This is a genomic window from Pandoraea anapnoica (assembly GCF_902459765.1).
Classification (GTDB): domain Bacteria; phylum Pseudomonadota; class Gammaproteobacteria; order Burkholderiales; family Burkholderiaceae; genus Pandoraea; species Pandoraea anapnoica.
This window is the reverse complement of record NZ_CABPSP010000013.1, coordinates 44200-69562: the sequence shown is the minus strand read 5'-3', so window position 1 is coordinate 69562 and position 25363 is coordinate 44200. Positions and strand designations below refer to the sequence as shown.

The following is a 25363-nucleotide window of genomic DNA, read 5'->3' as shown; positions in this document are numbered from 1 at the left end:
ATAGATGGGGGCGGAAATCAACTCAAGTCCGGTAGAACTTCAGCAACTCACGCAATTTCTCTTGCTTCTGGGTGTTGCTTAGAAGGCGTTCGCGTTGCTCGCGCACATTGGCCTGCGCTTGCTGCGCGATGTCGATTGCGCTGCTGTGCCGCGCTACGGCGTCGGCCAGCGAAGTGCGCTCCGCCTCCACGAGACGCATCGCGCCTGCCGCCTCGCGCGGCCCGTACACGCCGCCGCGCGACAACGCGCTCTGCCAAACGTCGCGTTGAACATCGCAAGCGCGCTCACACGTAACGACGTTATCGGCGGCCTCCCTTGCCGCCGACATGAGACGTGCCAACGCAGCACGCAAGACGGCTTCCCGACGATGCGCCAGCATCGCCAACGCGGCGATGCCGTCACGGTCTTTCAGTTCGCGAGTTGTTCGAGCCATGCGAGGGTGTCGTCGAACGGCGCCACTTCGTGCTGGGCCTGACAAAGGAAGGCACGGATGTCCGGCGCGCGCGCCAGCGCTTCATCCGTATCGGGATCGTTGCCTGCCTGATACTCACCGACGCGAACCAGCAGTTCGACGTCGGCCGCGAGCGCCATCGCGCGGCGCACCCGTGCGGCGCTTTCCACATGCTGCGCGCCTGCGACTTGCGTCATCACACGGGACAAACTCTTCGGAACGTCGATGGCGGGATAGTGATTTTCCTGAGCCAGACGCCGCGACAACACGATGTGACCGTCGACAATCGAGCGAACTTCGTCGGCGAGCGGTTCGTCCAGATTGTCTCCCTCGACCAGCACCGTATAGAACGCTGTGATGCTGCCACGCTCGCCCGTCCCGGCGCGCTCCAGCAGACGCGGCAACCGCGCATAGAAACTCGGCGGCAAGCCGCTTGTCGCCCCGAGCGGCTCACCTGCCGCCATGCCGATGTCGCGCACGGCACGGCCGAACCGAGTCAGCGAATCCATGAGCAGCAGCACATCCTTTCCTTCGTCCCGGAACGCTTCGGCGATCGCCGTCGCCGTGTACGCGGCCTTCATCCGTTCCAACGCGGGACGGTCGGACGTGGCCACCACGCACACCGTTCGTGCGCGGGCTTCAGGCGTGAGCCCCTGCTCAATGAACTCACGCACCTCCCGACCACGCTCGCCGATCAGCGCCAGCACAATGACATCCGCCGCTGCGCCCTGACACATCATCGCGAGCAACGTACTCTTCCCCCCTCCCGCCGCCGCGAAAATGCCCAGGCGCTGGCCACGGCCGCACGTCAGCATGCCGTCGATGGCCCGAATGCCAATGGGTAGATGCGTGGAGACGAGCGCGCGTCGCAGGGCTGGCGGCGGTTCGGCGTCGAGCGCACGCCACTCGACATCAGCGTTGTCCACACCGGACTCAGTGGCCAGCGACCGTCCCAGGCCATCGAGCACTTCACCGACCAGGTGCTCGCCCACCGCCACGCGCGACGACAATCCCAACGCCTGCACCAGCGCGCCATTGGCCACCCCCGTCGGCTCCGCATAGGGCGCGAGCCAGACGTGCCGCCCCTCCACCGCAATGACCTCCGCATCGAGCGCCGGCGACATTACCCGACACTGCTCTCCGAGCGCGGCACCAGGCAGCCGGGCCCGCATGGCGTTCGGCGTGATCTTGTCGATGCGCCCGTAGCGCACCTCGCGTGGCGCGCCCTTGCGCAGGTCCTCACATGCCTTGCGCTGCGCGTCCAGCGTGCGACGCAGTCCATTGGCGATTCGTGCCGCATCGGGGCGACGCATGTCAGAACGCTCCCCGCACATCGATCGTCCCAAGCACGCGAACATTCGGCTCGTCGGCAACTTCCTGGAACGACAGCACCGGTAAGTCGGCACGCTCCCGCTCGATCAGCTTGCGCACAAAGCGTCGCACATCCATGGCCGTAAACAACACAGCGGGGGTTCCGTCGTGCGCATCCACCGCCCCATCGATCGCGCCGAGAATCGCGTCCGTCTGAGCGGGATTCAGGTCGGCGTACGAACCGGTGGCCGTTTGCCGCACCGCAGCCCGCACGACATCTTCGATACCGCGCCCGACGTTCCAACCTGTGATGTGTTCGGTACCCCGACGAAAGCGCCGGGTGATGTGGCGGCGCAGACTCAGCCGCACGTACTCCGTGAGCATGATCTGGTCTCGCTCCTTAGGGGCCCACTCGATCAGAGCTTCGAATACACGGCGCAAGTCGCGGATCGACACCCCTTCGGCGACCAATCGTTGCAGCACCTCGGCCGTCCGGCTGATCGGTAATTGCCGCTGCAACTCCTTGACGAGTTCGCCGTAGCGTTCCTCCATCGCATCCATCAGGAAGCGCGCTTCCTGAACGCCCAGGAAATCGGCAGCATGCGCGTCGATGACCAGCGAGATGCAATGTGCCACGCGATCCGCACCATCGATCACGACGCCTCCGCTCGCGAGCCACGCCGTGCGCTGCGCATCGTCAAGCCAGAAGAGCACCTGTCCGCCGAACGGCAGCGACGTCTCACGCGGCGCACCGCCTTCGAGCGCACGCAACGCGGGGATAGGATGCGTGGCGTCGTAGTTCGCCAGCGCAGCCTCCGGCACTACGTCGATCGTCATGACGCTCTCGTGATAGAGCTGAATGTCTAGTCTGTCGCCCGGCAACGTGGCATCGGTCGTCACCTGCACTTCCGGCATCGGCACGCCGAATTGCTCGAACTTCTTATGCCGCAGGGCATCGATTCGTCCGAACAAGGTCGCGATCCCCCCGCTCGACTCGGCCAACGTCACGCCGACCCTCGCGAGCAACGGCTGCGCGCCGGGGCGTTCGGGTTTCGCTGCTGCACCGCCCGCACCGGCCATCGCGCCGGCCTCCGTGGCGGGCACCCCGTCCTTTGCCCCCCGATTTATCCACCACGCTGCGCCGCCCGCCAACGCAGCGAGCAGCAGGAAGTAGTGCATGGGAAAGCCGGGAATCAGACCGAACAGCACCAGGACGACGGCAGCCAGCGTCAGCGAGCGCGGTTGTGCGGCGAGCTGGTCGGTGAGCTCGCGCGCCAGATTGCGTCGTTGCTCACCGGGGACGCGCGTCACGATAATGCCCGCCGTGACCGAGATCAGCAGTGCGGGAATTTGCGACACGAGCCCGTCGCCGATGGAGAGAATGGCGTAAATCGCTGCCGCGTCGCCCGCGCTCATCCCCCGCATGAACACGCCAACGCCGATGCCACCCAGCAGGTTGACCACGATGATGACCAGTCCGGCGATGGCGTCGCCCTTCACGAACTTCATCGCCCCATCCATCGCACCGTAAAACTGGCTTTCCTTCTGCACGGTCCGGCGAAGTCGCCTGGCTTCGGCCGCATCGATCGTGCCGGCACGGAGATCCCCGTCGATGCTCATCTGCTTGCCAGGCATGCCGTCGAGCGAAAACCGCGCACTGACCTCGGCGACCCGCTCCGAGCCTTTCGTGATCACAATGAAGTTGACGATGGTAATGATGAGAAACACGATCATGCCGACGACGATGTTTCCGCCTGCAGCAAAGTCACCGAACGTGTAGACGATGTCGCCCGCGTCGGCGTGCAACAGAATCAGCCGGCTGGTACTGATGGTCAGTCCGAGCCGGAACAGCGTCGTCATCAATAGCACCGAAGGAAACGCCGAGAAGTCCAGAGGCTCGTTGATGTACAGCGCCACCATCAGCAGCAACAGCGAAACGCCCAGATTGAGTGCGATGAGCAGATCCATTACCGATGGCGGCATCGGGATGATGATCATCAGCACGGTCACAAGCAGCAACGCCGCCAGGACGATGTCCTGACGCCCCGCCGCCGCCCGCAGCCAGATCAGCACGCGCGTCATGGAAGGCTCTCCCGTTGCTGCCCGGCGTCGATCCGTTCGAGCAGGCGGCGCATGCGCACAAGACAGGCAAACCAGTCGATGGCCTGTAAGTTGGCGCTGGACGGGGGCGTCGCAATCAGCATGGGGCGGCCTTGCGCGACGCAAGCGCGCACCGGAATGCCGAGACTCCACTCAGGCGCACAGGCTTGCAGTAACCGCGACAGCCAACGCTCTGAGCGTATGACACGATGGCGTAACGTCAGCGCTAGCGTCACTCCCTGCGTTTCAACCTCCGTCATGAGCATGCACGGCGCAAGCGCGACGCGCATGCGCGGTTCAATGCGTTGCGGCGGCAACGCGAGTAGTTCGAAGAGGTGTTCGAGCTTGCGCTGAGTCTGAGTATCCATCGAGAGCATCGGGAGCATCGGGAACATCGAGAGGCGTGTGCGTGAAGGAAAACGCTTGCGGTAGGTAGTACGCAATACGGAACGCACAGAGAGCATTCGAAAATGAGCAGCGACGATGGTCGCGCAATCACGGCGGCGGCGGCTATCCGGCGCGGACCTGAAATTCTCCGCTCCACTCAGCCCGCACCAAACTCTCATTACGTACTTCATCCAAATCATTCATGCCGTGACGCCAACACTTCATGCCGACGTCGCGGCTCAAAGCAGCATTCGCAAGCGATGTGCCCACCTCACGATATCCGCAACGTTGTGCGCATCGAGCTTGCGCATCATGTTCAGACGGTGCGTCTCCACCGTCTTCACACTGATCGACAGAAGTTGGGCAATGTCGCGATTGCGTTGCCCTTCCGCTGCGAGTTTGAGCACCTGCCGTTCGCGCAGCGTCAACAGCCGTTCTGGCAACGCTACAGTGCCGGGCTTCGACGTCAGCGGCATGCCTTTCGGGTCGTGAACGATACCGAACACCGCCGGATCGACGAAGCGATCGCCCCGCATGACAACGCTCACTGCGTTGATCAACGTCGTCCGCGAACTACTTTTGAGCACAAATGCGCCCGCGCCGGCTTCCAGCGATTGCCGCGCGCGTTCGCCGTCGTCGCTCGCCGAATGAACGACGATCCGCAGCTCTGGCCAACGCTGAACGCATTGACGGATGACATCGACACCGTCCATACCGGGCAGCCCCAGATCCAGCACGATCAACGCAGGACGGTGCACCACGCAGGCGCGGTAAACGTCCAGCCCATTGACGACCCTCGCCAGCACGCACCATCCGAGCTCGTCCTCGATCAGGCGGCAAAGCCCGTCGGCCAGCAACTCATGGTCTTCCACAACGATGACACCGGTGCAACCCGTCATTCGCAGCTCCTCGACAGTTAATCATTCGCATTCATACGGATTTTTGTTCAATCTCTTTCGACTTCGGGCCAGCGGGCACGAATCTTGTGCCTTCGCCTGATCGCCCGCATAGGAAAACGCCGGAAATCTCCAGATTCAGCTGTGACTTCAGGTCTGCGCCGGATGGCTTGCACGACACAGCGTTCGATAATGACGGTCCCTGTTCGAAGTGCCGGGCATCCACCCCAAAAGATATCTATGCGTTTGCCATTTGCGCTCTCCGCGCTCGACTGGATTTCTCCATGCGACGTTCAAGGCACGCGCATCGTGCTTGATCTCAACGGCCGCCGGGGCTGGACTTGCCCGGCAGCCGGAGGCTACTGTGTGGCAACCGCAGTGGATCCCCCAGCACGCCAATCGTTGCACGCAAACGGACGCCCAGACGACGTCGACGACTCGGCATTCTCGCGCTGGCTCGCGCGCAGTTCGCTCGTTCTGGCTGGGCAGCCGGCGTTGCGCGACGACAGTCTGTGTGTCGCGAACGACGTCGTCTGGTGGGTACATCGATTCGACGCGCACGCCTCGCCGGCGCAAGTGGAAGCGCAGCTCCGTCGCCAACTGCTCGCTGGCGAAATGCTCTCGTCTCAATTCGCCCCGATGCAGACCACGCCTGCCGCCCCAACGCCACCGCGCGCGACGAACGGCGTGCGTCTGGCCAGCACGGCCGCTGGCGTCGCGCGGCGATTGCAAGTCGTACGCCACGGGTGATCATGCGTTGCCGTCTCCTGTGTCGCTCGTTGCGACATCTCCTTCGCCTGACCTTGCTTGTCGCCGGGCTGACGATGGCCCCGGCGAGTGCTGCGCTATTGAGCGCATCCGCCACAATGGGTGACAAGTCGAGCGACGGGACGTCGCCCGTCTGGCGCGGCGGCCCCTTCGCTTTTCAAAGCGCCGGAACGCCGCTTGCGGAGTTGCTACGCGACTTCGGCGCGCATCACGGCATACCGACTGTCGTCAGCGCGCAGGTCGACGACCGCTTCATCGGCACGCTCCCGCCAGGTGCCGCTCAGACGACACTCGACACACTGGCTGAACGTTATCGGCTTTCGTGGTACTTCAACGGCCAGACGCTCAACATCTATAAGGCCAGCGAGGCCACGCGCCGTGTGTTGCCGCTGCGTTACGCGTCGCCTCGCGACCTCCTCGCGCATCTGCGCGACGCCGGTGTCCTCCACCCGCGACACTGCGTGGCACGGGCGATTCCGGCGACACACGCACTCGAAATCGCGGGCGTTCCGGCATGCGTCGAAACGGTTTCCATGCTGGCCGACTACGTCGAACGAGACGCACGCGATCAACAGGAGAGCGAGGAGACCATCAAGATATTTCCCCTGAAATTCGCGACGGCGGACGACACAAGGTACTTTTATCGCGGGCAGGAAGTGGTCGTTCCGGGCGTAGTCAGCGTACTGAAGGATCTGATTCACGGGGCAGGGCCGCTGGTCGCCACGTCCTCGACTACGGACGCGACCGGTGCGATCGCCCGTTCCCGAACGTCGACGGACGTCGGCTTCGCCGCCGCGTCGCAGACCGGGACACCGCGTTTTTCCGCCGACCCACGTCGCAATGCCGTCATCGTGCGAGAGCGCCGCCGCAACATTCCCATCTACGGCGATCTCATCGCGCAACTCGACGTGCGTCCCCGGCTCATCGACATCTCGGTCGCCATTATCGATGTGAATGCCAGCGATATCGCCGAGCTTGGCGTCGACATCTCCGGCAGCGCACGGCTCGGCGGTTTCGGCACCGTCTCGCTCAATGGGCCGTCCAGCGAAGGCGACGCCGGCACCTTCACCACGCTCGTCGGCGATACCAATAAGTTCATGCTCAATCTGAGCGCCCTTGAGCGAAACTCCAAAGCGCGCGTGCTATCGCGGCCGTCGATCGTCACGCTCGACAACATGCAGGCGGTGCTGGATCGCAGCGTGACCTTCTACACGAAGGTCTCCGGCGAAAAAGTGGCAAAGCTGGAGAGTGTGACGTCGGGGTCGCTTCTGCGCGTCACGCCACGCCTCGTGCCGAACGAACCGACGGGCAGCGCGGTCGACGGAAGTCCCGGACATGGGAGCATCAGCGGTGAGCAGGTCATGCTCACCCTGAACATCGAAGACGGCGGCGAAGTTCGCAGCGACCGCAATTTACGGAACGAGGTGCCGACAATACGCAACTCGTCGATATCCACACACGCGACGCTTCAGGCCGGACAGTCGTTACTACTCGGCGGATTCGTACAAGACGCGCAACACGAACATGAACGCAAGATCCCGTTGCTCGGCGACCTGCCACTCATCGGGCGCCTGTTCAGTTCCACGAGCAATCGTAACGACAGTGTCATGCGTTTGTTTCTCATCAAGGCCGAACCTGCGGCCGTATTGCCGAACGCCTGACGATGCCAACGCTTACGCTCCTCGACGGCCCGCTCGCCGGGCGTCCCATGCCACTTCCGGCCGGACCGCTCACCATCGGAAGTGGCGAGGCCGACATTGCAATGACGCTCGACGACGAGGCGAACGTCATCCTGCACGTCGAGGAAGACCGTGTCCGGTTGATCTCGCGCACACCCGTCTGGGTCGACGGCATGCCGGTCACGGCGACCGGTGACGCGCCCGACGCCCACCCACTTCCCTTGCACACCGTGATCGATCTTGCGGGCCTCGGCGTGTGGCTCAGCGACGACACCCAGCCGTTGCCCACGCCATTACCGAAGCGTCCCTCGCGCCGTCTCTCTCCATCCACGCCGGCGGATGTCGCAGACATTCCGGAAGTTGCAGCGTCAATGGACGCGCGTAGACATCGCCGTTCGCCTGCCGCCTGGATGGCAATCTCGGGTTTGTCGCTGCTGATTGCTGGGGCGGGTGTTGCCATGTGGCGCACTGGCACCGCCAACGTCATCTCTCGCCCCCCGCAACCCGACGCGCTCCGGGCGCTGGCCACCCGCATCGCGCCCAATATTTCGCTCAATACTGCGGGCAACGCCGTGCGGCTGTCGGGGGGGTGTATCGACGACGACACGCGCGCACGCTTACGTGCCGAAGCGCGCTGGCTCGGCAAGGCGTTGAGCGACGATACCTGGTGCCCCGCGAATGGTGTACAGACGGTGAGCACGCTGCTGCGGCTGCATGGTTTCGGCAACGCACATGTCAACGTGGCCGCAGACGGTGCACTGGTCATCGGCGGCCCGCTCGTTGCCGATGCCCGGTGGCGCGCTGCGTCGGATGCGCTGGACACACTCGCGTTGCCCCATGGATGGCACGTAGCGAACAGCACCGCCCATAGTTTTGACCAGTTGGTGAAAACACTGCGCGAAGCAGGTCAACTGCGCGGTGTCGACATCTCGCGCGACCGCAACGGGTGGCGGATCACCGGTGCGTTGACTGTCGGACGGCAAGCATCGCTCAAGGGCCTCGTCAACACGTGGAATCGTTCGACCGACGCCATGCCGCTACGCATCGATCCCCTGCCGCCGCCCATTCCGACGTTGGCCGAGACGGGCTTCTCCGCGCCGCTCGTCAGCATTGGCGGCTCTCCGGGGGCACCGCAGATCACGCTTGCCGACGGCACCCGTCTTGCGCAGGGCGTCCGCCTGCCCGGCGGCACGCGCATCGTTGCCATTCATGCCGACGGCGTGTCGATCGGTGCCTACGACCATCTCTTTTACCTTCCCCTTACACCCGCCACCCCGGAGACCCAACATGACGATCCGTCTGACACACCTTGAGGATGCCCTCGCGGATTCCCCCGGCCCGGTGTCGAGCAACGTCGGAGCGAAACTCAATGCGGCGCAGGCGACGCTAGAAGGATCGCTTCGCATGCCGCTCCCCCCCGCACAGTACGCGCAGGTGCAATCGCTGATGCAGGCGGTTCGGGCCGCCGAGGCGATTCTCGAAAGCATCGCGCGGCGCTACAGCACATCGTACGGAAAATTGGCCGCCGCCGATAACGACCATGACGATCGGCGCAGTCAAAAAAACGTGCAGTCAACGCGATGATGCAGGTCGCGATGCGCGTTGTCGCTGTGACAACGTGCTCATAAGCGACAACGGGGTTCGCGTCACCAAAGTTATCGTCGACCTAACGTGGGAACCTTCGCCATCGTCCCCGGTCGCGTGGCACGCATTTCCGATCATTCCAAATGATGTATGACGCCGACACGGGGCGCGTCATCAATGCCGTCCCACCCTCCACGCTCACTTTCACGCCCATCATGCCCAGTTACGATTTAGCGCAAACTCTCGTCGAAGCCCTGAAGCTGATCGGCTGCGACCCCTGCAAGATCGACGCCGTCGACAATCATTCACCCATCGAGCTGACGTTCAACGCTTCGCCGAGCATCATTGTGGAAAGGCTGGACAATCAGGTGTGCAGCATTCATGCAGTCGTGGCGACGGACGAAGCCGCCCGGCTCCATCGAGCCAACAGCGAGCGGTTGCTTCAGTTTCTGATCGAGCCCGCCGAGTGGGCCGTCACCGGGCATGTTCAGTTGCGCGAACGCGACAACCGTCTGATTCTTCACGCGCAAGTCAAAGACGACGCCGCCGCAGAAGCCGAGCCGTTCGCCCAGGCGCTCACCGACTTCTACGACCGCATCAAGCTCTGCCGCGAGCATCTGCGCGCGTGACGAACGGCATCGATACGTACTCCCCGCGCTTCAAACGAGATCGTGCAGCGCCGCGCGACACATTTTGTGACGGACGTGCGCTGTGATCTCAGTGGCTCATCATATCGGCTTCGTGCGCAATCTCCGTTCTCCAGACAGTCAGCGCTTCTTCGAGCGCTTCGCGCTGCGTCTCGTCCCGAAAACATCCGTCATGCGCCGACTTGATGAGTTGGGAAAGCCCACGCGCAAAGGCGTATCGGACGTTGACCGTCGTCATGCCAAGATACGCAGCACGTTGCGTCAGCCATTCGGCGCCCGCCCAAGGCTGATCGAGTAACGTCAGCGTCTCCGCGATCATGGTGTCGGTCGCAAACGCATCGCTTCCCGCATCGCGCATCGCACACGCCACACATTCGCACATCGACTCCAATGTAAGAAACAGCACTACGCGACGGAGATCGTCTACAACGGCCGACAACCGCTGGGTATCGGCGTCGGCTTGCTGCGCCCCCAACTCCAGACCGAGCGCCTGCATTAGTGCGCGAAGTCTCTCGCGTCGCTGTGAGAAGCGACGGCACTCGTCGAACCATTGTGTGAGCGAGCGTTGCGTTCCTTTCGATTGACGAAATAGCGATTTGAGCTGTTGCATCAGCGCCAGACCAGGCGACTTGCCGTCGCCGCACTCGAGTGCTGCAAATGCCTCGATGGCCCATGTGTCGGAGGCCGTCAAGGCGTCGAGCTCGCGCCGCAGTCGCGTGCGCGTTTGCGCATCAAGCCCGTTGTCGGCCAACCACGCAGCGACAACCAGTGCAGCGTGCCCACCCGACATCTGCGCCTGACGGATCAGTTGATGAGGATCGGGAACAAACGGTAGATCGCGCAATTGGCTTCGCAGCCGTTCGAACTGCGCACCATTCACGCGCGCGAATCGTTGCATCTGCTGTTCGAACAACGCGCGCGCGCGTTGCTTATCGTCGCGGACATCTCGCTCGCCCGTGCGCCGAAAACGAACGCCCAGTGCAAAGCTCAAATTTTCTTGCGACTCGGAGAAAGCGGCTTCCTCGTTCTGCGCGATGGTCGCTTCGATCAGCGCCACATGACCCGGCACGTCCGCCAGCGTTTTGCGTGACGACAGTCCGTCGGCTTCGAGCGCCTGCCATTCGTCTGTCAATACGCGCTCGAGCGCCTTGTTTTCCTGCCGCGTCTGAACGATCGAATTGGCAGACGTAGGTAGACGCTCAACCATAAGCGACCTCCAGATTCGGCACGGCGCGCAAACGTTTGATGACCCCCGCCAGATCCGCATCGAGATCCAGACACACGGTGACCCACTCGCTTTCGATACGCGCCTGACGGCCGGAGAGCGATGCATCCGGGGTACACGCGAGCACGATATCGGCATCGCGCAACGCGCCCGCGACAGCCGCGTGGTGCGCCGCCGGCACACGCAGGACGAGGACACCTTCGCGTACGAGGTCGGGCAGCGTTTGCCCAACACGATGCGCGAAGCGCTCGCCGACGTCGAGTTTGCCGACGAAATTGGACAGAGCCCCCGTCATCGCATCGGCAACCCGGCGCTCCAGCGACCGCACGATCTCGCGCTCCATCGACGCCTCGTCGACAAGCCAGTCCACGGCCTGTGCGACGGCCGCTTGCCGCGCGGCTTCCGCCTGTGTCGCCGCCTCCTGCCTGGCACACGTCTGCGCAGCTTCCTCCCACGCATGGCGCTGCACCTCCGCGTCGGTTCGCGCCCGCTCGCGCTCCACTTGCGCAGCGTCGCGCTCGGCACGCGCCTCGTCCATCCAACGCGCCCGCTGACTGGCGTCGTCACGCAGCCTAACGATGGCCTCGGCGGAAATCACCGGCCCCGCCGGAGCGGGGCCGTCAATCGTTTCGATGGGGGTCAATGCGTAGTCGATGACATACATAGCATTTTCTCCAGCGCCGCCAGTCGCGGCCAGATATCGTCCATGACCGGATCGCCGCCCACCGCCGCTGCTGTCATCCCCCGCGGCGGGAGCAGGATCCGTGCAGCCATGTGGACGGTGGCGACGTCGTCGATCATCGCGACGGGGTTGTCTGACGCGCCTGAGGTGCCCGGCAATGTGCGGGCGGCGCAGACAGCGTCAAGCTGCTCACCGGTCGTCGCCATCGCCACCGTCGCAATCTCGTCCGCCTCAAACGCGCGGTGCGACGGCCAGTCGTGCCGCGTCAGCAGCAGACGGTCACATTGCCACGCGTCCAGCCACGGCGAAAGAGCGCGACGAAATGTACCGATCAGCAGATAGTCGGGACAGCCCAGCACGCGCAAACCATGGGCCAGCGCGACGCGGCGCAAATTCGGGATCAGATGTGCCATGGTCAGTGCCGCCTCGCTCCGAGGAAGCTTGCAATCGTTTTGCCCGGCCACCGGCCATCCGCGTCGTTCGACCAATAGCCGGTCGACAGGCGGACGACACTCCGCATGTCTGCGGTATGCGGCATGCCAGCCCGACATCCCGAACGTGTCCCACCATCCGGCATCCATATGCCATCCCGGTTGCCAGATCAGACGCGCGAGCCGGGCGCACGCCGTCACGTCGCTCTCGCCACGCGTTGCCGTAACCGGACGACCCATGCGCCCCGTCGACGCCACGCCATCCCGCCCGCCGTAGCAAGCACCATCGCTGCCGCCACTAACATTCCCAACCCCAGCCACGGACGCCAAGGCATCTCGCCGCCTCCGTTCACCGTCGCTGCGGCCGCTTCGATGGCCGCCCGAGGCAAACGATAGTCCGCCGGTTGCAGCACGATGCTGATGCGCTCCGGCGATACCCCCGGCACGCTGTCATGCACCAGACTGCGAATGTCGGTCATGCGTTGCATCATGTTGATTTCGGGGTTGTACTTCACGAAGACGGCCACGCCCGGCGGCAAGGTGACACGTCCGGCCGAGTCCGTCGGCACCTGCGCAATAGACACCTCCGCCACCATCACGCCATCGAGCGCCGCCAGCATGCGCTCTAGCCGTTGCTCCTTGAGAAAGATGAGTTTCGCCTGCTCCTGCACCGGCGAACTGACGAGTTGCCCCGGCGGAAACACGTCCTCGACGGATGCCCGCTTCTGGCGAGGCAACCCATGCTGACGAAGCACTTCGACGCCACGCACGAAGTCGCTGCGTTCGATCCGGACAGTCATGCCCGTGGTGTCCGCGCGCTTGTCGGCCTGAAGTCCGGAGACCAGCAGTAGCGCGAGCATCTGATTCGCTTCGGTCTCGCTCAGCGCACGATGCAACTCGACTTTGCAGCCGACGAGCATCAGCAAAAGCAAGCCGACGAGCAGGATCCGCCCTGATGCGATGCCCGCAACGATCGGGACTACGCCTTCCACAACACGGCCGCAACGCGTCATTGCATGTGAACCAGCTTGTTGACGCCCTGCGTCGTGGCACCGGCCGCTTTCGCGACAAACTCCAGCGCCAGCACCCGCTCGGTCACGTCGAGCTGTGTGGCAAGCAGACGCACCGGATCGTCCAAAGCCCGCTCGTCCAACGTCACGCGTTGCGCCAGATATTCGGTGTCGCCCGCCAACTTGTTCGCCGCGCTCAGCAAGTGATGCTCGGGCAACGGCTCAGCGTTCGCCAACGCGAGATTGAATCGCGCCGCGTCGGCCTGCTCGGCGGCAGTGAATGCACCAGACGGTTTCATCGGCACATCGACGGCCGACGTCTGCGTAACCGCCGCAGAAAGCACAGGTGATGAGAATGTCGTCATGGAAAAGGGATGACTTCGGGAGAAGAAGAAACCGGAGGATGAGATGACGCCGATGAGGCAACCGCCGCGTCGAGCCAGTGCTGCAACACGCGCGCGGCGCACTTGCCTGACTCATCTGCCTCGTTCGCCTCGCCTTCGGCTGTCAGACGCGCAAGGCAGGCACTCGCTTCCACCGTGTCGCCCAGCGCGATGAGCAACGCGGCCTGCAGACACTGACGCGCCTCAACCTGAGGCACGAGCAACGGCAACGCACACAGAATCGTTCGCGCTTCCGTCTCCAGACCGTGTTGCGCCCCGACCAGTGCCAGTTCGACGATTTGCTGCCGGACCGAAGCGTCTAGCCACGCCGCCGCGCCATCATGGGATACGGACGACGTCGTCATCATGCGATCTTGGCGATGATGCCCATCAACGTGTCCTTGATGAGCTTGATGGCCGCACTGTGCAAGCCGATCGCAGTCGAAAACTGCTGCAAATTGAACTGCGCGTCGAGCATCTTACGAGGATCGTTGACGTCCGGAGTCCGCACCGACTGAGTCGCCTTGTCCGACATCTGCCGTACGCTCTCCGACATGCTGCGGTGGATTTCCTCGACGTTCATAGCACGCCTGCATCGGTCACTGCGCCGTGCCCCGCAACGAGATCGGCGCGCATGGCAGCGTAGGCGTCCGCGCGCGGCATCGCGACACGACGGCCACCGCGCTGAGGCGGCGTGCCCAGACGAATCTCCGTCGGCGCGCAATCGAATCGCTTGCGGAACGTATCGGTAAAGTGCGCGTGATTGGTGAAGCCGCATTCCAGCGCAATGTCGAGCACCTTGTGACGCGTCGAGAGCAGCAGGTCGCGCGCGAGTCGCAGTCGGCGTTCGAGCAACCACTGCTTGGCTGGCATGCCGTACGTCTGCTGAAACAGATACCGGAATTTCCTCAGCGGCATGCCGAATTCTTCGGCCAGACGCCCCACCGGCCAGGGCCGATGGAAATTCGCTTCGACGAAGTCGAACAGCGAGTGACTGCCTGCAATCGTCTGGCGCAACATCGCGGAAAAGTAGCGCTGATCGCGGCACAAACAGTAGACGTAGAAGAAGCGCAGCATCGCCATGCGGTCGACGTTCTGCAACGTCATCGCCACATCGACCATGCTCGGTTCGAGGATCAGCGTGCGCGCCGCCTGCCGGTGGAACACACCGAGCGGGCGGCGGTCGAGCAAATCGACGACGTCCGGATACAGCGCCTGTAAATCGCACGCATGAAAATCGTGAGACACCACTGGCCCTGGGGCGTCGATCGTCGCATCCGAACTGGTCGCGGTCATGCTGCCCGCAGGCAACGTGTGCACTAGACCGTTCACAATGAGTTTGACGTCGTGGCGGCTGATCAGAAATCGCACCGTACTCATAGGCTCCTCCTCTGACGACAATCCGTCGGCGGGATGACAAAGTCGAAGGCCATACGATAGGCGAGTACGCGCGCGAGCATCATCCGGTGGAGACCTTAATGTGAGTCGCCATACCCGGCACTTTTGGCTTTTGGGAAGAAAACTATCGAGAAGCATAAAAAAACCCGACGCCACCACGCGTCGGGTTTTTTTTCAGCGACCGCTTCGGATCGTTTTATCGCGATATCGTCAGGCGACGGCCGCCGGTGAGAAACTGTCGGCGCGCGCCATCGGCCAGTACTTCTCGTAGAGCTGATAGCGGAACTGACCGCGCAGCAAATCGCCCGGCTCAAGGTACTTCAGCGATTCGGACATGAGACGAATCTCATTGGACGACACACGCTTGACGATGTGATGCGCGCGCAGATCCGACGGATGCGCCAACCCCGCAGCCTGAATCAGTTCCTGCAATGCGTGCAGCGTCTGCGCGTGGAATTGATGCACACGCTGCGCCTTGTCCGGCACCACGAGTGCTCGTTGACGCAACGTATCCTGCGTGGCCACACCGGTAGGACAACGGTCCGTGTGGCACTTCTGCGACTGAATGCAGCCGATGGCGAACATGAAGCCGCGCGCCGAATTGCACCAGTCGGCGCCAATGGCGAGCGTGCGCGCAATGTCGAACGCCGTCACGATCTTGCCCGACGCGCCAATGCGAATCTTGTCGCGCAACCCAGCGCCCACGAGCGTGTTGTGTACAAGCAGCAACCCTTCCTGCAGCGGTGCGCCCACGTGATCGGTGAACTCCAGAGGTGCAGCGCCGGTGCCGCCTTCGGAGCCGTCCACCACGATGAAGTCGGGGAGGATGCCGCTCTCGAGCATCGCCTTCACGATGCCGAAGAATTCCCACGGATGACCGATGCAGAGCTTGAAACCCGTTGGTTTACCGCCCGAGAGAGTGCGCAGCCGGTCGACGAATTGCAGTAGACCCAGCGGCGTCGAAAACTCGCTGTGGCGCGACGGCGAGATGCAGTCCTGCCCCATCGGCACGCCGCGCGTTGCGGAGATCTCCGGCGTGATCTTCGCGGCCGGCAACACACCGCCGTGGCCCGGCTTCGCACCTTGCGAGAGCTTGACTTCGATCATCTTCACCTGCGGCGTGGTGGCCTGCACGGTGAACTTCTCGGCGCTGAACGTGCCGTCGTCGTTGCGGCACCCGAAGTACCCGGACGCCACCTCCCAAATCAGATCCCCGCCCTGTTCGCGGTGATGCGGCGAGATCGAACCTTCGCCGGTGTCATGGATGAAGTTGCCCAGTTTCGCCCCACGATTGAGCGCGCGGATAGCGTTGGCGGACAACGCGCCGAAGCTCATCGCCGAGACGTTGAAGATCGACGCCGAATACGGCTGAGCGCGATCCGCGCCGATGGTGATACGGAAGTCGTGATCCTTCAGGACTGTCGGCGCGAGCGAGTGAGCAATCCACTCGTAGCCGGTCGCCTTGACGTCCAGCTCCGTGCCGAACGGTCGGCTGTCGACGTCACCCTTGGCGCGCTGATAGACGATGCTGCGCTGAGCGCGGGAGAACGGTGTCTCGGAGGTGTCGTCTTCCACGAAGTACTGACGGATTTCCGGCCGGATGAACTCGAACAGAAACCGGAAGTGTCCCCACAGCGGGTAGTTGCGCAGTACGGCGTGACGCTGCTGAACGACGTCCCAGACTCCGAGGACGACCAACGCAGCAAACGGTATTGGCCAGAGCGGATTCCATCCGTCGACGAGCACCAGCACGAGCGTTGCAACGAGCAACGCCACGGCGATCCAGAGAGCCAGAAATCGGCGCGAAAACATGAAACCTCCTAGGCTTTTGCGGGGGGAGCAGCAAGACAGTCACCGGCACGCTGCCGGGTGTCCCCCCGGCGAGCGCCGGCGGCTTCAATGCGTATTGAGGATGATGTGTTTCGACGTTGCGGACTTGGCGCCTGCGTCAGTCGCCGCGTCCGTTGCAGCGACGGCAGGCGTCGTGGACGCGATGATGCCGCCGCCCAGACACACCTCGCCGTCGTACAGCACGGCGGACTGACCGGGCGTCACGGCCCATTGCGCGTCCGAGAACGACAGCGTGAGGCCACCGGCGTCGGCACGCACGACTTCGCAGGCCGCGTCTGCCTGACGGTATCGGGTCTTCGCACCGCAGCGCGTGCCTTCGGCCGGTGCAACGCCTGCGACCCACGAAAGGTCTTCGGCATCGAGCGTGTCCGAGAGCAGCCACGGGTGATCATGGCCCTGCACGACATACAGCGTGTTGCTGGCCATGTCTTTGCGCGCGACGAACCACGGCTCGCCCGAGCCGTCGCGGCTGCCGCCCAGACCGATCCCCTTGCGCTGCCCCAGCGTATAGAACGCCAGCCCCACGTGCTCGCCGACGACGGTGCCGTCCGGCGTCTTCATCGGCCCCGGCTTGGTCGGCAGATAGCGATTGAGGAAGTCGCGGAACGGACGTTCCCCGATGAAGCAGATCCCTGTCGAATCCTTCTTCTTCGCGTTCGGCAGGCCGATCTGCGCGGCGATCTCGCGCACCTTCGTCTTCGGCATTTCGCCCAGCGGGAACATAGTGCGCGAGAGCTGCCGCTGGTTCAGACGGTGCAGGAAGTAGCTCTGATCCTTGGTGTGATCGAACGCCTTGAGCAGTTCGAAGCGCCCATCGCGCTCGCGCACGCGGGCGTAATGGCCGGTCGCGATGGTCTCGCCGCCCAGCGCCACGGCGTGATCGAGGAACGCCTTGAACTTGATCTCGGCGTTGCACAGCACGTCAGGGTTCGGCGTGCGCCCGGCGGAGTATTCGCGCAGGAATTCCGCAAAGACGCGGTCCTTGTACTCGGCGGCGAAGTTCACCGCTTCGACGTCGATGCCGATCAGATCGGCGACCGACACCACGTCGATCCAGTCCTGCCGGGTCGAACAGTATTCGCTGTCGTCATCGTCTTCCCAGTTCTTCATGAAGAGACCGACGACGTCGTAGCCTTGTTGTTTGAGCAGCCATGCCGTGACCGACGAATCGACGCCGCCCGACATGCCCACTACTACGCGTTTTTGACTCATGTGTTGCCTTGCCCGCCGGTCAGTGCCGGATGGGTCTGAAGTATGTCGAGGTTGTACCGAACGCCCCGCAGGTAATCGTCCATGCACTGCTCGAGAATGGGCGAGCGGTGCCGTGCCCGCTGCGCGCGCACCTCGTCCGGCGTTAGCCAGAGCGTGCCGACGATGCCCTCGTCGAGCGTGCGCGTCGCGTCGAACTCACCCAGCGTGCCGCTGAAGGTGAAGCGCAGATAGGCGATATCGTCGGGGCCTGGCGCGAGATAGATACCCAGCAGATGCTGCGGCTCGAACGTATGCGCGGTCTCTTCCAGCACCTCACGGCGCACGGCGTCGAGAATCGACTCGCCCGGCTCCAGATGACCGGCCGGTTGGTTAATCAGCAGGCCGGCACGCTTTTGCTCTTCGACAAACAGAAAACGGCCGTCACGTTCGACGACCGCTGCAACCGTCACGTTGGGCTTCCAGCGTGCATTCATGGCACATCCTTACGGGACGCGGGGACAAGAGACCCCGATAAAAGCAACATTTTACCGTCTGACGGGGTTTGGCGCTGAAGACGAGGCAGTTTCACGACCGACCGTCCGGTCGGCGAGTCCCATGCAGATCCCGTCACATTCATTACCGATAGTTAGTATTGATATGCCATTCCATGCAATAGGCGCATTTGTAATGTTCATGTAAGCTTCCAGCACCAGCAAAGTGCAATGTGCAGTTGCAGTACCGCATCACCGGTTTTTGCAGTAGTTCGAACGCAGTGGTTTGTGCAGGACTAATGTCATCAGCGGCGAAACAGGTAACGCGCCTGCCTCGGCAGCGTACGCGCTGCGGCTCCTTGGTTTTTGGCCGCTGATGAGATCAGTTCACAAACCCAAGGAGATACGCAATGAAAATCGGCATTCCCGCCGAAACGCTTTCCGGCGAATCCCGTGTCGCGGCCACGCCCGAGACGGTGAAGAAGTTGGTCGCGTCAGGACACCAGATCGTGATCGGCCGCGGCGCAGGAGACGCTGCCAGCGTGCCCGACGCCGCCTTCGAAGCGGCCGGGGCCACCCTCGGCAGCGCCGCCGACGCGCTCGGCGCAGAACTCGTTCTCAAGGTACGCGCCCCCTCCCCCGAAGAACTTGCCCAGATGTCGCGCGGCAGCGTGGTCGTCGGCATGCTCAATCCGTTCGACGCCGAGAACAATGCCCGCATGGCCGCCGCCGGCGTCACTGCCTTCGCGCTCGAAGCCGCGCCGCGCACCACGCGTGCGCAAAGCATGGACGTACTGTCTTCGCAGGCCAACATCGCTGGCTACAAGGCCGTGATGCTCGCCGCGAACCTCTATCAACGCTTCATGCCGATGCTGATGACGGCCGCCGGGACGGTGAAGGCTGCACGTCTGGTCGTGCTCGGTGCCGGTGTCGCTGGCCTTCAAGCCATTGCGACGGCCAAGCGTCTGGGCGCGGTGATCGAAGCGTCGGACGTGCGTCCGGCCGTGCGTGAGCAGATCGAATCGCTCGGCGCAAAGTTCATCGACGTGCCGTTCGAGACCGACGAAGAACGCGAGATCGCCAAGGGCGTAGGCGGCTACGCGCGTCCGATGCCCGCTGCATGGCTCGCGCGTCAGGCACAGTTGGTGCACACGCGCCTGACGCAGGCGGACATCGTGATCTCCACCGCCCTGATCCCGGGCCGCGCTGCGCCGACGCTCATCAGCGAAGACACCGTCAAGGCCATGAAGCCTGGCTCGGTGATCATCGATCTGGCGGCTGGGCGCGGTGCCAACGGCGGCGGCAACTGCCCGCTGTCGGTGGCCGACGAAGTCGTCAAAGTCCACGGCGTCACCATCGCGGGCTACACCAACCTCGCCGGCATGGTCGCTGCCGACGCCTCCGCACTCTACGCACGCAATGTGCTCGACTTCCTGAAGCTGGTCATCGACAAGGAAGGCAAGCTCGTGATCGACACGAACGACGACATCGTCGCCGCTTGTCTAATGTGCCGCGACGGTCAGGTGCTGCGCGCCGCCTGAGAAAAACAAGGGGAATGTTATGGAAATGATCAATCACACGGTGATCAATCTGATCATCTTCGTGCTGGCGGTGTACGTCGGCTATCACGTGGTATGGAACGTCACGCCTGCGCTGCACACGCCGCTCATGGCCGTGACGAACGCGATCTCGGCCATCGTGATCGTGGGCGCGATGCTCGCCGCCGGTCTCACCGAAGGCAACCTCGGCAAGACGATGGGCGTGATCGCCGTGGCACTCGCGGCCGTCAACGTGTTCGGCGGCTTCCTCGTCACCCAGCGAATGCTTGAGATGTTCAAGAAAAAAGACAAGCCGGTTAAGACCGCTGGGGCCATCGAGGGGGACAAGCAATGAGCATGAATCTCGTCACGCTGCTGTATCTGGTCGCGTCGATCTGTTTCATTCAGGCACTCAAGGGCCTGTCGAATCCGAAGATGGCGCGACGCGGCAACGCGTTCGGCATGATCGGCATGGCGATTGCCGCCGTCACCACGATTGCGCTGATTTACGAGTTGCGTCGTCTGATGGGCGGCAACTACTCGGGGCTCGCGCTGATCCTCGCAGGTCTTGTGGTCGGCGGCGGCATCGGTGCCTTCGTCGCCCGCAAGGTCGAGATGACGAAGATGCCGGAACTCGTGGCCGCCATGCACTCGCTGATCGGTCTGGCGGCAGTGTGTATCGCCGTCGCGGCCGTGGCAGAGCCTGCGGCATTCGGTATCGTGCCCGCGGGTGAAACCTTCCTGCCGCCGGGCAACCGTATCGAACTGTTCATCGGCACGTTCGTCGGCGCGATCACATTCTCAGGTTCGGTCATCGCCTTCGGCAAGCTCTCCGGTAAGTACAAGTTCCGCCTGTTCCAGGGCGCGCCGGTGCAGTTCACCGGACAGCACACGATCAACCTGCTGCTCGCCATCGCGATGCTCGGCTTCGGCGTCATTTTCTTCCTGTCGCAAAGCTGGCTGCCGTTCATTCTGATGACGGCCATCGCGTTCGTGCTCGGCGTGCTCATCATCATCCCGATCGGTGGTGCGGACATGCCGGTCGTGGTCTCGATGCTGAACTCGTACTCGGGCTGGGCGGCAGCGGGCATCGGCTTCTCGCTGAATAACCCGATGCTGATCATCGCCGGTTCGCTGGTCGGCTCGTCCGGCGCGATTCTGTCGTACATCATGTGTAAAGCCATGAACCGCTCGTTCTTCAACGTGATTCTCGGTGGCTTCGGTGCAACGCCGGGCACGAGCGCGGCGGGTGGCGAACAGCAGCAGCGTCCGGTGAAATCGGGGTCGCCCGACGACGCAGCGTTCCTCATGAGCAACGCCGAATCGCTGGTGATCGTGCCGGGCTACGGTCTGGCGGTCGCCCGCGCGCAGCACGCGCTCAAGGAACTGACCGACAAGCTCTCGGAGAAGGGCGTAAACGTGCGCTACGCGATTCACCCGGTCGCGGGCCGTATGCCGGGTCACATGAACGTGTTGCTGGCCGAAGCCGAGGTGCCGTACGATCAAGTGCTGGAAATGGACGAGATCAACGGCGAATTCGGTCAGACGGACGTGGTGCTCGTACTCGGCGCGAACGACGTGGTGAACCCCGCCGCGAAGAACGACCCGGGCTCGCCGATTGCGGGGATGCCGATCATCGAGGCGTACAAAGCCAAGACGATCATCGTCAACAAGCGTTCGATGGCCGCCGGTTATGCCGGGCTCGATAACGAACTCTTCTATCTCGACAAGACGATGATGGTCTTCGGCGACGCGAAGAAGGTCATCGAGGAGATGGTGAAAGCGGTCGAGTAAGCCGGACCCTTTCGCTGGATCCTTGCGCGGGGCTGCACGCCAACATCGGGTGCAGCCCCGCGCTACAATGCGCGCTCGATCCATGCAATAGCGCGCCACCGCGCGCAAAAGAGTCCCGCATCATGACGCTAGGCATCGTCGCCGCCCTTCACGAAGAAATCGCCGATCTGCTCGCGGAGATGGCCCCCGGGGCACACGTCGAACATATCGGCATGCGCGACTATCACGTGGGCAAGCTGCACGGCCACGACTGTGTCATCGTGCTCGCCCGGATCGGTAAAGTGGCGGCGGCCGCCACGACGGCTGCGCTGATCCATCGCTTCGACGTGCGGGAAATCGTCTTCACCGGCGTGGCCGGCGGACTCGCGCACGGGTTGTCGGTGGGCGACGTTGTCATCGCCGACACGCTCACGCAGCACGACATGGACGCAAGCCCCCTCTTCCCCCGCTTCGAAATCCCGCTGCTCGGGCGCGCTGAGTTCGACGCCGAAACTTCACTGCGCGATGCCCTCGCTCAGGCCGCACGCGACTGGCTTGCCGACGAGATGGCCACGCAGGTGAGCGCCGCATTGCGCACTGAGCTACGGATGTCCGCGCCGCGCGTGCACGTCGGGCAAATCGCCAGCGGCGATCGCTTCGTTTCCAGCGCCAACGAAGTCACACTGTTGCGCGGCACGCTGCCGCAAGCGCTTGCCGTCGAGATGGAGGGAGCGGCGGTCGCGCAGGTCTGCCATGAGTACGGCATTCCGTTCGCCGTCATGCGCACGCTGTCCGACGTGGCCGACGACACCGCACACGTCGACTTCCCGCGCTTTCTGCGCGAGGTCGCGAGCCACTACTCTCACGGCATCCTTCGTCGCTTCCTGAGCGTGCGTTCGGCACCGTCCACCTAAGCGCACCGAACCGTCGCTGCCCATCCCCGTTTGGACATTCCGACGACAGATCTCGACATCGCGCATCGCCATCCTTGCAGAGAATGACGCCTTTGACACTGTCCAAAGGACACATTCCATGAACGTGGGCAATCACCGCGCAGAACTGAGTATGGCGGGCCACCTGAGCTCGCCGGTACTCGAACAGACCTACCGGGCGCTGAGCTGGCTCGAGATCGTGAACATCAGAACGCTCAATCCGAAATGCAATTCCGCCAAAGAAGCGCTGGCACTCGCTGCCGCGCATCCGGATAGCGTATTCGGGAGGGAGGTGGAAACCTATATCGGCAAAACAACCATCGGAACGCCCGCGCGTAACGCGGAGCAAGCCATCGCGTTGCGGCGGCTGGCCGTGCTGGAAGACCATGAGGTGACCATCGATGCGCTCAGGGACACCGGCCTGCCGGAAGCGCTCGCCGTCGATCTCGTGAAGCGGCTGCTCCCGCGCCCTATCGGCTGCACCCTCTTTGAACGGATGGCGGCGACGCCCAATCTCAACGCCTGGGCGCGCGCCGTCCTGACGCGAGACGCCCCAGTTCATGTCGCCGACGACATTCTGACGCTACGCATCCTGCAGACGTTCGGGCATGACGTCGCGGTACCCTGGTCGCTCGATACAACCAACAGGTGGGTGTACTTTTACAGCGCGGCGAGTCAGGACCCAGAAGGCATCGGACAACTGCTCGACATAGCAACTCACGATCGCCCCGTGTGCCTCGAGACGCGCGAGGTCTGCCGCAAGGCTTATCAGGCGCTGGCCTACTGTCACCACGGTGCGGACGGTCAGATCTGGCCACATTGGGAGATACGGCGAGAGGCCTGGGAGATACGTCCGGATCCCCGGGAAGGGTACGTCGACGACGACGTAGTGTCGTCCAACGGTATTACCTGCGACACGGAGCGATGGCTCCGTAACGTCACCCTGCTCGGGGGATTGAACGCGCCGGGATACCACCCTCGCACAGCCCCCTACTTCGATAGCGACCTGTCCGACCCGGAAAACGTCGAGTGCGATCCGCAGCGGGCACGCATCGCGCCGAGAGATTTGCACGAGCGCTTCGAGCTCATGGCGGCGAATCGACGCAACGCACGCCGTGCTGCGCTAGAAGCTGCATTGCCACCACAGCCGCCCCACTCGGACGCCAGCATGGCCTCCCCCGGTACGGATCGATAAGCCCCGTCGTAGAATGCAAAAGACCGGCCAATGGCCGGTCTTTCTCATTGCGTCGAACAATGACGGGTTGCCGCCCGATCACGCCAGGACGTCTCCGCCCTCGCTCTTGCCATCGCCGTCGCTTTCACCGCGCTTGCGCACCGAGCCTGCAATCATGTCAAAGCGGAACAGACGACATTCCAGCGCACCGTTGTACAGCGGCGTACGACGCGATTCGCGCAGGCGCATCTGTCCCGGCAGGCTCATGTCCGCCGTGAGCAGAAACGCGCTCCAGCCGGTGAAGCGTTGCTTGAGCACGTCGCCGAAGGCACGGAAGAACGCGGCGTCGACGCCGTCCGGCTGGTTGCGCTGGAAGCCACCGCGATTGCCTTGCACGTCCGGCGAATAACCGTCGTCGTCGTCGCGCGGGGCACGGCGGCCACGCACTTCGATACGTTCGCCGTACGGCGGATTGGCGACGATGATCCCCGGACGATCCGTCGGCGGCGACATATCGCGCGCATCCACCTGCTTGAGACCGATGTCGCCCACACCCGCGCGCTCCAGATTGGCACGCGACTTGACCAGCATGTCGCCGGAAATGTCGCTGCCGAAGATGCTGTCGGGCACGCCGCGCACACGGGCGTCGCGCTGCGCTTCGTCCGCCTGCACCTTGAGCGCCTGCCAGGCGGTGATGTCGTAGCCCTTCAGCCTCTCGAAGCCGAAGCGGCGGCCCGCGCCCGCCGGGACGCCGAGCGCGATCTGCGCGGCTTCCGCGAGGAACGTGCCGCTGCCGCACATCGGGTCGTACAGCACCATGTCGGCGGCCGTATCGGTACGCCAGCCCGCCAGTCGCAGAATGCCCGCCGCGAGGTTTTCGCGCAGCGGGGCTGCGCCCTTGTCCAGACGCCAGCCGCGCTTGAACAGAGGCTCGCCGGAGGTATCGAGATAGAGCGTGGCGTCGGTCGCGGTCAGGAAGGCGAACACGCGCACGTCGGGCTGCATGGTGTCGATGTTCGGACGCGCACCGGACTTCTCGCGCAGACGGTCGCACACGGCGTCCTTCACACGCAACGTAACGAATTCGAGGCTGCGCACCGGCGCCTTGATACCGGTGACGTCCACCCGCAGCGTCTGCTGATAGCCAAACCAGTCTTCCCAGCGCTGCCGCAGGGCGAATTCGTAGATGTCCTGTTCGGTGCGGTAGCCCTGTTGCGCGACGCGCAGCAGCACACGACTCGCGATGCGCGAATGCAGGTTGGCTGCCATACCTGCGGCCCACGGACCGGCGAAGTGCACACCACCGGGCACCTGTTTGCCCACCGAAATCGGGGCGAGACGCCCCAGTTCTGCCAGTTCGGCGGCAAGCGCCTCTTCCAGTCCACGGGGACAGGGCGCGAAGAATTCGAAGGAAGCCATGTTGGTGCGTGCGACCGGCGCGCAAAGCGCCGGCGGAGGGAA

General features: G+C 63.5%; 27 protein-coding genes. 10 read left to right on the top strand and 17 right to left on the bottom strand.

Going from position 1 to position 25363, the window contains the following annotated elements; genetic code table 11:
- Nucleotides 1–22 precede the first annotated feature (22 nt).
- From PAN31117_RS20030 to PAN31117_RS20010, 5 genes are all read right to left on the bottom strand, one after another.
- Nucleotides 23–433, bottom strand: a complete 411-nt coding sequence (locus PAN31117_RS20030) for a hypothetical protein (RefSeq protein WP_150739742.1) — start codon at nt 431–433, stop codon at nt 23–25.
- Nucleotides 409–1764, bottom strand: a complete 1356-nt coding sequence (locus tag PAN31117_RS20025) for a FliI/YscN family ATPase (protein ID WP_150739741.1) — start codon at nt 1762–1764, stop codon at nt 409–411. Before PAN31117_RS20025 ends, PAN31117_RS20030 begins: the two co-directional genes overlap by 25 nt.
- Before the next feature lies 1 nt (nt 1765).
- A complete protein-coding gene (gene sctV / locus PAN31117_RS20020; RefSeq protein ID WP_150739740.1) occupies nt 1766–3844 on the bottom strand; it encodes a type III secretion system export apparatus subunit SctV in 2079 nt (692 codons plus the stop codon).
- Nucleotides 3841–4230: a hypothetical protein gene (locus tag PAN31117_RS20015; RefSeq protein ID WP_150739739.1), complete on the bottom strand. Its 390-nt coding sequence runs from the start codon at nt 4228–4230 to the stop codon at nt 3841–3843. Before PAN31117_RS20015 ends, sctV begins: the two co-directional genes overlap by 4 nt.
- Nucleotides 4231–4488: 258 nt before the next feature.
- Nucleotides 4489–5148: a two component system response regulator gene (locus tag PAN31117_RS20010; protein WP_150739738.1), complete on the bottom strand. Its 660-nt coding sequence runs from the start codon at nt 5146–5148 to the stop codon at nt 4489–4491.
- Between the two features lie 237 nt (nt 5149–5385).
- Between PAN31117_RS20010 and PAN31117_RS20005 the strand changes: the two genes are divergently transcribed.
- The 5 genes from PAN31117_RS20005 (at nt 5386) to PAN31117_RS19985 (ending at nt 9805) form a co-directional block, all read left to right on the top strand.
- Nucleotides 5386–5895 (top strand): hypothetical protein, encoded by a 510-nt coding sequence (locus PAN31117_RS20005; protein ID WP_150739737.1) that lies wholly within the window; start codon nt 5386–5388, stop codon nt 5893–5895.
- A 2-nt stretch (nt 5896–5897) separates the two neighbouring features.
- Nucleotides 5898–7574, top strand: coding sequence for an EscC/YscC/HrcC family type III secretion system outer membrane ring protein (locus PAN31117_RS20000; RefSeq protein ID WP_150739736.1), 1677 nt, complete (start codon nt 5898–5900; stop codon nt 7572–7574).
- Nucleotides 7575–7576: 2 nt separating this feature from the next.
- Nucleotides 7577–8905 carry a type III secretion system inner membrane ring subunit SctD gene (gene sctD / locus PAN31117_RS19995; protein ID WP_150739735.1) on the top strand — a complete coding sequence of 443 codons (1329 nt, stop codon included), beginning with the start codon at nt 7577–7579 and terminating at the stop codon, nt 8903–8905.
- Nucleotides 8880–9176, top strand: a complete 297-nt coding sequence (locus tag PAN31117_RS19990; RefSeq protein WP_174991042.1) for an EscE/YscE/SsaE family type III secretion system needle protein co-chaperone — start codon at nt 8880–8882, stop codon at nt 9174–9176. Before sctD ends, PAN31117_RS19990 begins: the two co-directional genes overlap by 26 nt.
- Before the next feature lie 143 nt (nt 9177–9319).
- On the top strand, nt 9320–9805 hold the full coding sequence (locus PAN31117_RS19985; RefSeq protein ID WP_150739733.1) for an InvB/SpaK family type III secretion system chaperone: 486 nt from the start codon (nt 9320–9322) through the stop codon (nt 9803–9805).
- 88 nt (nt 9806–9893) lie between these two features.
- Here PAN31117_RS19985 and PAN31117_RS19980 read toward each other — a convergent pair whose 3' ends face one another.
- From PAN31117_RS19980 to PAN31117_RS19935, 11 genes are all read right to left on the bottom strand, one after another.
- Entirely contained in the window at nt 9894–11030 is a 1137-nt protein-coding gene (locus PAN31117_RS19980; protein ID WP_174991041.1) for a TyeA family type III secretion system gatekeeper subunit, read from the bottom strand.
- A complete protein-coding gene (locus PAN31117_RS27205) occupies nt 11023–11712 on the bottom strand; it encodes a hypothetical protein (protein WP_174991040.1) in 690 nt (229 codons plus the stop codon). Before PAN31117_RS27205 ends, PAN31117_RS19980 begins: the two co-directional genes overlap by 8 nt.
- Complete coding sequence (locus PAN31117_RS19975; RefSeq protein ID WP_150739731.1) at nt 11688–12401, bottom strand: type III secretion system domain-containing protein; 714 nt, start codon at nt 12399–12401, stop codon at nt 11688–11690. The genes PAN31117_RS27205 and PAN31117_RS19975 overlap by 25 nt, the downstream gene beginning before the upstream one ends.
- Complete coding sequence (sctJ, locus tag PAN31117_RS19970; protein WP_246189180.1) at nt 12359–13174, bottom strand: type III secretion system inner membrane ring lipoprotein SctJ; 816 nt, start codon at nt 13172–13174, stop codon at nt 12359–12361. The genes PAN31117_RS19975 and sctJ overlap by 43 nt, the downstream gene beginning before the upstream one ends.
- Complete coding sequence (gene sctI / locus PAN31117_RS19965; RefSeq protein ID WP_150739730.1) at nt 13171–13536, bottom strand: type III secretion system inner rod subunit SctI; 366 nt, start codon at nt 13534–13536, stop codon at nt 13171–13173. Before sctI ends, sctJ begins: the two co-directional genes overlap by 4 nt.
- The gene (locus PAN31117_RS19960; RefSeq protein ID WP_150739729.1) at nt 13533–13922 is read right to left on the bottom strand and encodes a DUF1039 domain-containing protein; all 390 of its coding nucleotides are present in this window, start codon (nt 13920–13922) and stop codon (nt 13533–13535) included. Before PAN31117_RS19960 ends, sctI begins: the two co-directional genes overlap by 4 nt.
- Nucleotides 13919–14137 (bottom strand): type III secretion system needle filament subunit SctF, encoded by a 219-nt coding sequence (gene sctF, locus PAN31117_RS27200; protein ID WP_174991039.1) that lies wholly within the window; start codon nt 14135–14137, stop codon nt 13919–13921. The genes PAN31117_RS19960 and sctF overlap by 4 nt, the downstream gene beginning before the upstream one ends.
- The gene (locus tag PAN31117_RS19950) at nt 14134–14934 is read right to left on the bottom strand and encodes a helix-turn-helix transcriptional regulator (protein ID WP_246179464.1); all 801 of its coding nucleotides are present in this window, start codon (nt 14932–14934) and stop codon (nt 14134–14136) included. The genes sctF and PAN31117_RS19950 overlap by 4 nt, the downstream gene beginning before the upstream one ends.
- Before the next feature lie 228 nt (nt 14935–15162).
- On the bottom strand, nt 15163–16764 hold the full coding sequence (locus PAN31117_RS19945; protein ID WP_150739727.1) for an FMN-binding glutamate synthase family protein: 1602 nt from the start codon (nt 16762–16764) through the stop codon (nt 15163–15165).
- An 84-nt stretch (nt 16765–16848) separates the two neighbouring features.
- Nucleotides 16849–18015, bottom strand: coding sequence for a tRNA 2-thiouridine(34) synthase MnmA (mnmA, locus tag PAN31117_RS19940; protein WP_246189179.1), 1167 nt, complete (start codon nt 18013–18015; stop codon nt 16849–16851).
- A complete protein-coding gene (locus PAN31117_RS19935; protein ID WP_150739726.1) occupies nt 18012–18488 on the bottom strand; it encodes an NUDIX hydrolase in 477 nt (158 codons plus the stop codon). Before PAN31117_RS19935 ends, mnmA begins: the two co-directional genes overlap by 4 nt.
- 407 nt (nt 18489–18895) lie before the next feature.
- On the opposite strand from PAN31117_RS19935, the gene PAN31117_RS19930 reads away from it, so the two are divergent.
- The 5 genes from PAN31117_RS19930 to PAN31117_RS19910 all read left to right on the top strand — a co-directional run bounded on the left by PAN31117_RS19930 (nt 18896) and on the right by PAN31117_RS19910 (nt 23923).
- Entirely contained in the window at nt 18896–20026 is a 1131-nt protein-coding gene (locus PAN31117_RS19930) for a Re/Si-specific NAD(P)(+) transhydrogenase subunit alpha (RefSeq protein WP_150739725.1), read from the top strand.
- Between the two features lie 19 nt (nt 20027–20045).
- Nucleotides 20046–20378 carry an NAD(P) transhydrogenase subunit alpha part 2 gene (locus tag PAN31117_RS19925; protein WP_150739724.1) on the top strand — a complete coding sequence of 111 codons (333 nt, stop codon included), beginning with the start codon at nt 20046–20048 and terminating at the stop codon, nt 20376–20378.
- Entirely contained in the window at nt 20375–21817 is a 1443-nt protein-coding gene (locus PAN31117_RS19920) for an NAD(P)(+) transhydrogenase (Re/Si-specific) subunit beta (protein ID WP_150739723.1), read from the top strand. The genes PAN31117_RS19925 and PAN31117_RS19920 overlap by 4 nt, the downstream gene beginning before the upstream one ends.
- 122 nt (nt 21818–21939) lie before the next feature.
- Complete coding sequence (locus tag PAN31117_RS19915; protein WP_150739722.1) at nt 21940–22710, top strand: 5'-methylthioadenosine/adenosylhomocysteine nucleosidase; 771 nt, start codon at nt 21940–21942, stop codon at nt 22708–22710.
- Between the two features lie 118 nt (nt 22711–22828).
- Nucleotides 22829–23923, top strand: a complete 1095-nt coding sequence (locus PAN31117_RS19910) for a hypothetical protein (protein WP_150739721.1) — start codon at nt 22829–22831, stop codon at nt 23921–23923.
- 78 nt (nt 23924–24001) lie between these two features.
- On the opposite strand, the gene PAN31117_RS19905 is transcribed toward PAN31117_RS19910, so the two are convergent.
- Nucleotides 24002–25321, bottom strand: coding sequence for a THUMP domain-containing class I SAM-dependent RNA methyltransferase (locus PAN31117_RS19905; protein ID WP_150739720.1), 1320 nt, complete (start codon nt 25319–25321; stop codon nt 24002–24004).
- Nucleotides 25322–25363: the final 42 nt, after the last annotated feature.

Bases quoted from the DNA above. Each gene is read 5' to 3' on its own strand.
- PAN31117_RS20030 (WP_150739742.1), bottom strand. From the start codon at position 433: ATGGCTCGAACAACTCGCGAACTGAAAGACCGTGACGGCATCGCCGCG.
- PAN31117_RS20025 (WP_150739741.1), bottom strand. From the start codon at position 1,764: ATGCGTCGCCCCGATGCGGCACGAATCGCCAATGGACTGCGTCGCACG.
- sctV (WP_150739740.1), bottom strand. From the start codon at position 3,844: ATGACGCGCGTGCTGATCTGGCTGCGGGCGGCGGCGGGGCGTCAGGAC.
- PAN31117_RS20015 (WP_150739739.1), bottom strand. From the start codon at position 4,230: ATGGATACTCAGACTCAGCGCAAGCTCGAACACCTCTTCGAACTACTC.
- PAN31117_RS20010 (WP_150739738.1), bottom strand. From the start codon at position 5,148: ATGACGGGTTGCACCGGTGTCATCGTTGTGGAAGACCATGAGTTGCTG.
- PAN31117_RS20005 (WP_150739737.1), top strand. From the start codon at position 5,386: ATGCGTTTGCCATTTGCGCTCTCCGCGCTCGACTGGATTTCTCCATGC.
- PAN31117_RS20000 (WP_150739736.1), top strand. From the start codon at position 5,898: ATGCGTTGCCGTCTCCTGTGTCGCTCGTTGCGACATCTCCTTCGCCTG.
- sctD (WP_150739735.1), top strand. From the start codon at position 7,577: ATGCCAACGCTTACGCTCCTCGACGGCCCGCTCGCCGGGCGTCCCATG.
- PAN31117_RS19990 (WP_174991042.1), top strand. From the start codon at position 8,880: ATGACGATCCGTCTGACACACCTTGAGGATGCCCTCGCGGATTCCCCC.
- PAN31117_RS19985 (WP_150739733.1), top strand. From the start codon at position 9,320: ATGATGTATGACGCCGACACGGGGCGCGTCATCAATGCCGTCCCACCC.
- PAN31117_RS19980 (WP_174991041.1), bottom strand. From the start codon at position 11,030: ATGGTTGAGCGTCTACCTACGTCTGCCAATTCGATCGTTCAGACGCGG.
- PAN31117_RS27205 (WP_174991040.1), bottom strand. From the start codon at position 11,712: ATGTATGTCATCGACTACGCATTGACCCCCATCGAAACGATTGACGGC.
- PAN31117_RS19975 (WP_150739731.1), bottom strand. From the start codon at position 12,401: ATGGGTCGTCCGGTTACGGCAACGCGTGGCGAGAGCGACGTGACGGCG.
- sctJ (WP_246189180.1), bottom strand. From the start codon at position 13,174: ATGACGCGTTGCGGCCGTGTTGTGGAAGGCGTAGTCCCGATCGTTGCG.
- sctI (WP_150739730.1), bottom strand. From the start codon at position 13,536: ATGACGACATTCTCATCACCTGTGCTTTCTGCGGCGGTTACGCAGACG.
- PAN31117_RS19960 (WP_150739729.1), bottom strand. From the start codon at position 13,922: ATGATGACGACGTCGTCCGTATCCCATGATGGCGCGGCGGCGTGGCTA.
- sctF (WP_174991039.1), bottom strand. From the start codon at position 14,137: ATGAACGTCGAGGAAATCCACCGCAGCATGTCGGAGAGCGTACGGCAG.
- PAN31117_RS19950 (WP_246179464.1), bottom strand. From the start codon at position 14,934: ATGAGTACGGTGCGATTTCTGATCAGCCGCCACGACGTCAAACTCATT.
- PAN31117_RS19945 (WP_150739727.1), bottom strand. From the start codon at position 16,764: ATGTTTTCGCGCCGATTTCTGGCTCTCTGGATCGCCGTGGCGTTGCTC.
- mnmA (WP_246189179.1), bottom strand. From the start codon at position 18,015: ATGAGTCAAAAACGCGTAGTAGTGGGCATGTCGGGCGGCGTCGATTCG.
- PAN31117_RS19935 (WP_150739726.1), bottom strand. From the start codon at position 18,488: ATGAATGCACGCTGGAAGCCCAACGTGACGGTTGCAGCGGTCGTCGAA.
- PAN31117_RS19930 (WP_150739725.1), top strand. From the start codon at position 18,896: ATGAAAATCGGCATTCCCGCCGAAACGCTTTCCGGCGAATCCCGTGTC.
- PAN31117_RS19925 (WP_150739724.1), top strand. From the start codon at position 20,046: ATGGAAATGATCAATCACACGGTGATCAATCTGATCATCTTCGTGCTG.
- PAN31117_RS19920 (WP_150739723.1), top strand. From the start codon at position 20,375: ATGAGCATGAATCTCGTCACGCTGCTGTATCTGGTCGCGTCGATCTGT.
- PAN31117_RS19915 (WP_150739722.1), top strand. From the start codon at position 21,940: ATGACGCTAGGCATCGTCGCCGCCCTTCACGAAGAAATCGCCGATCTG.
- PAN31117_RS19910 (WP_150739721.1), top strand. From the start codon at position 22,829: ATGAACGTGGGCAATCACCGCGCAGAACTGAGTATGGCGGGCCACCTG.
- PAN31117_RS19905 (WP_150739720.1), bottom strand. From the start codon at position 25,321: ATGGCTTCCTTCGAATTCTTCGCGCCCTGTCCCCGTGGACTGGAAGAG.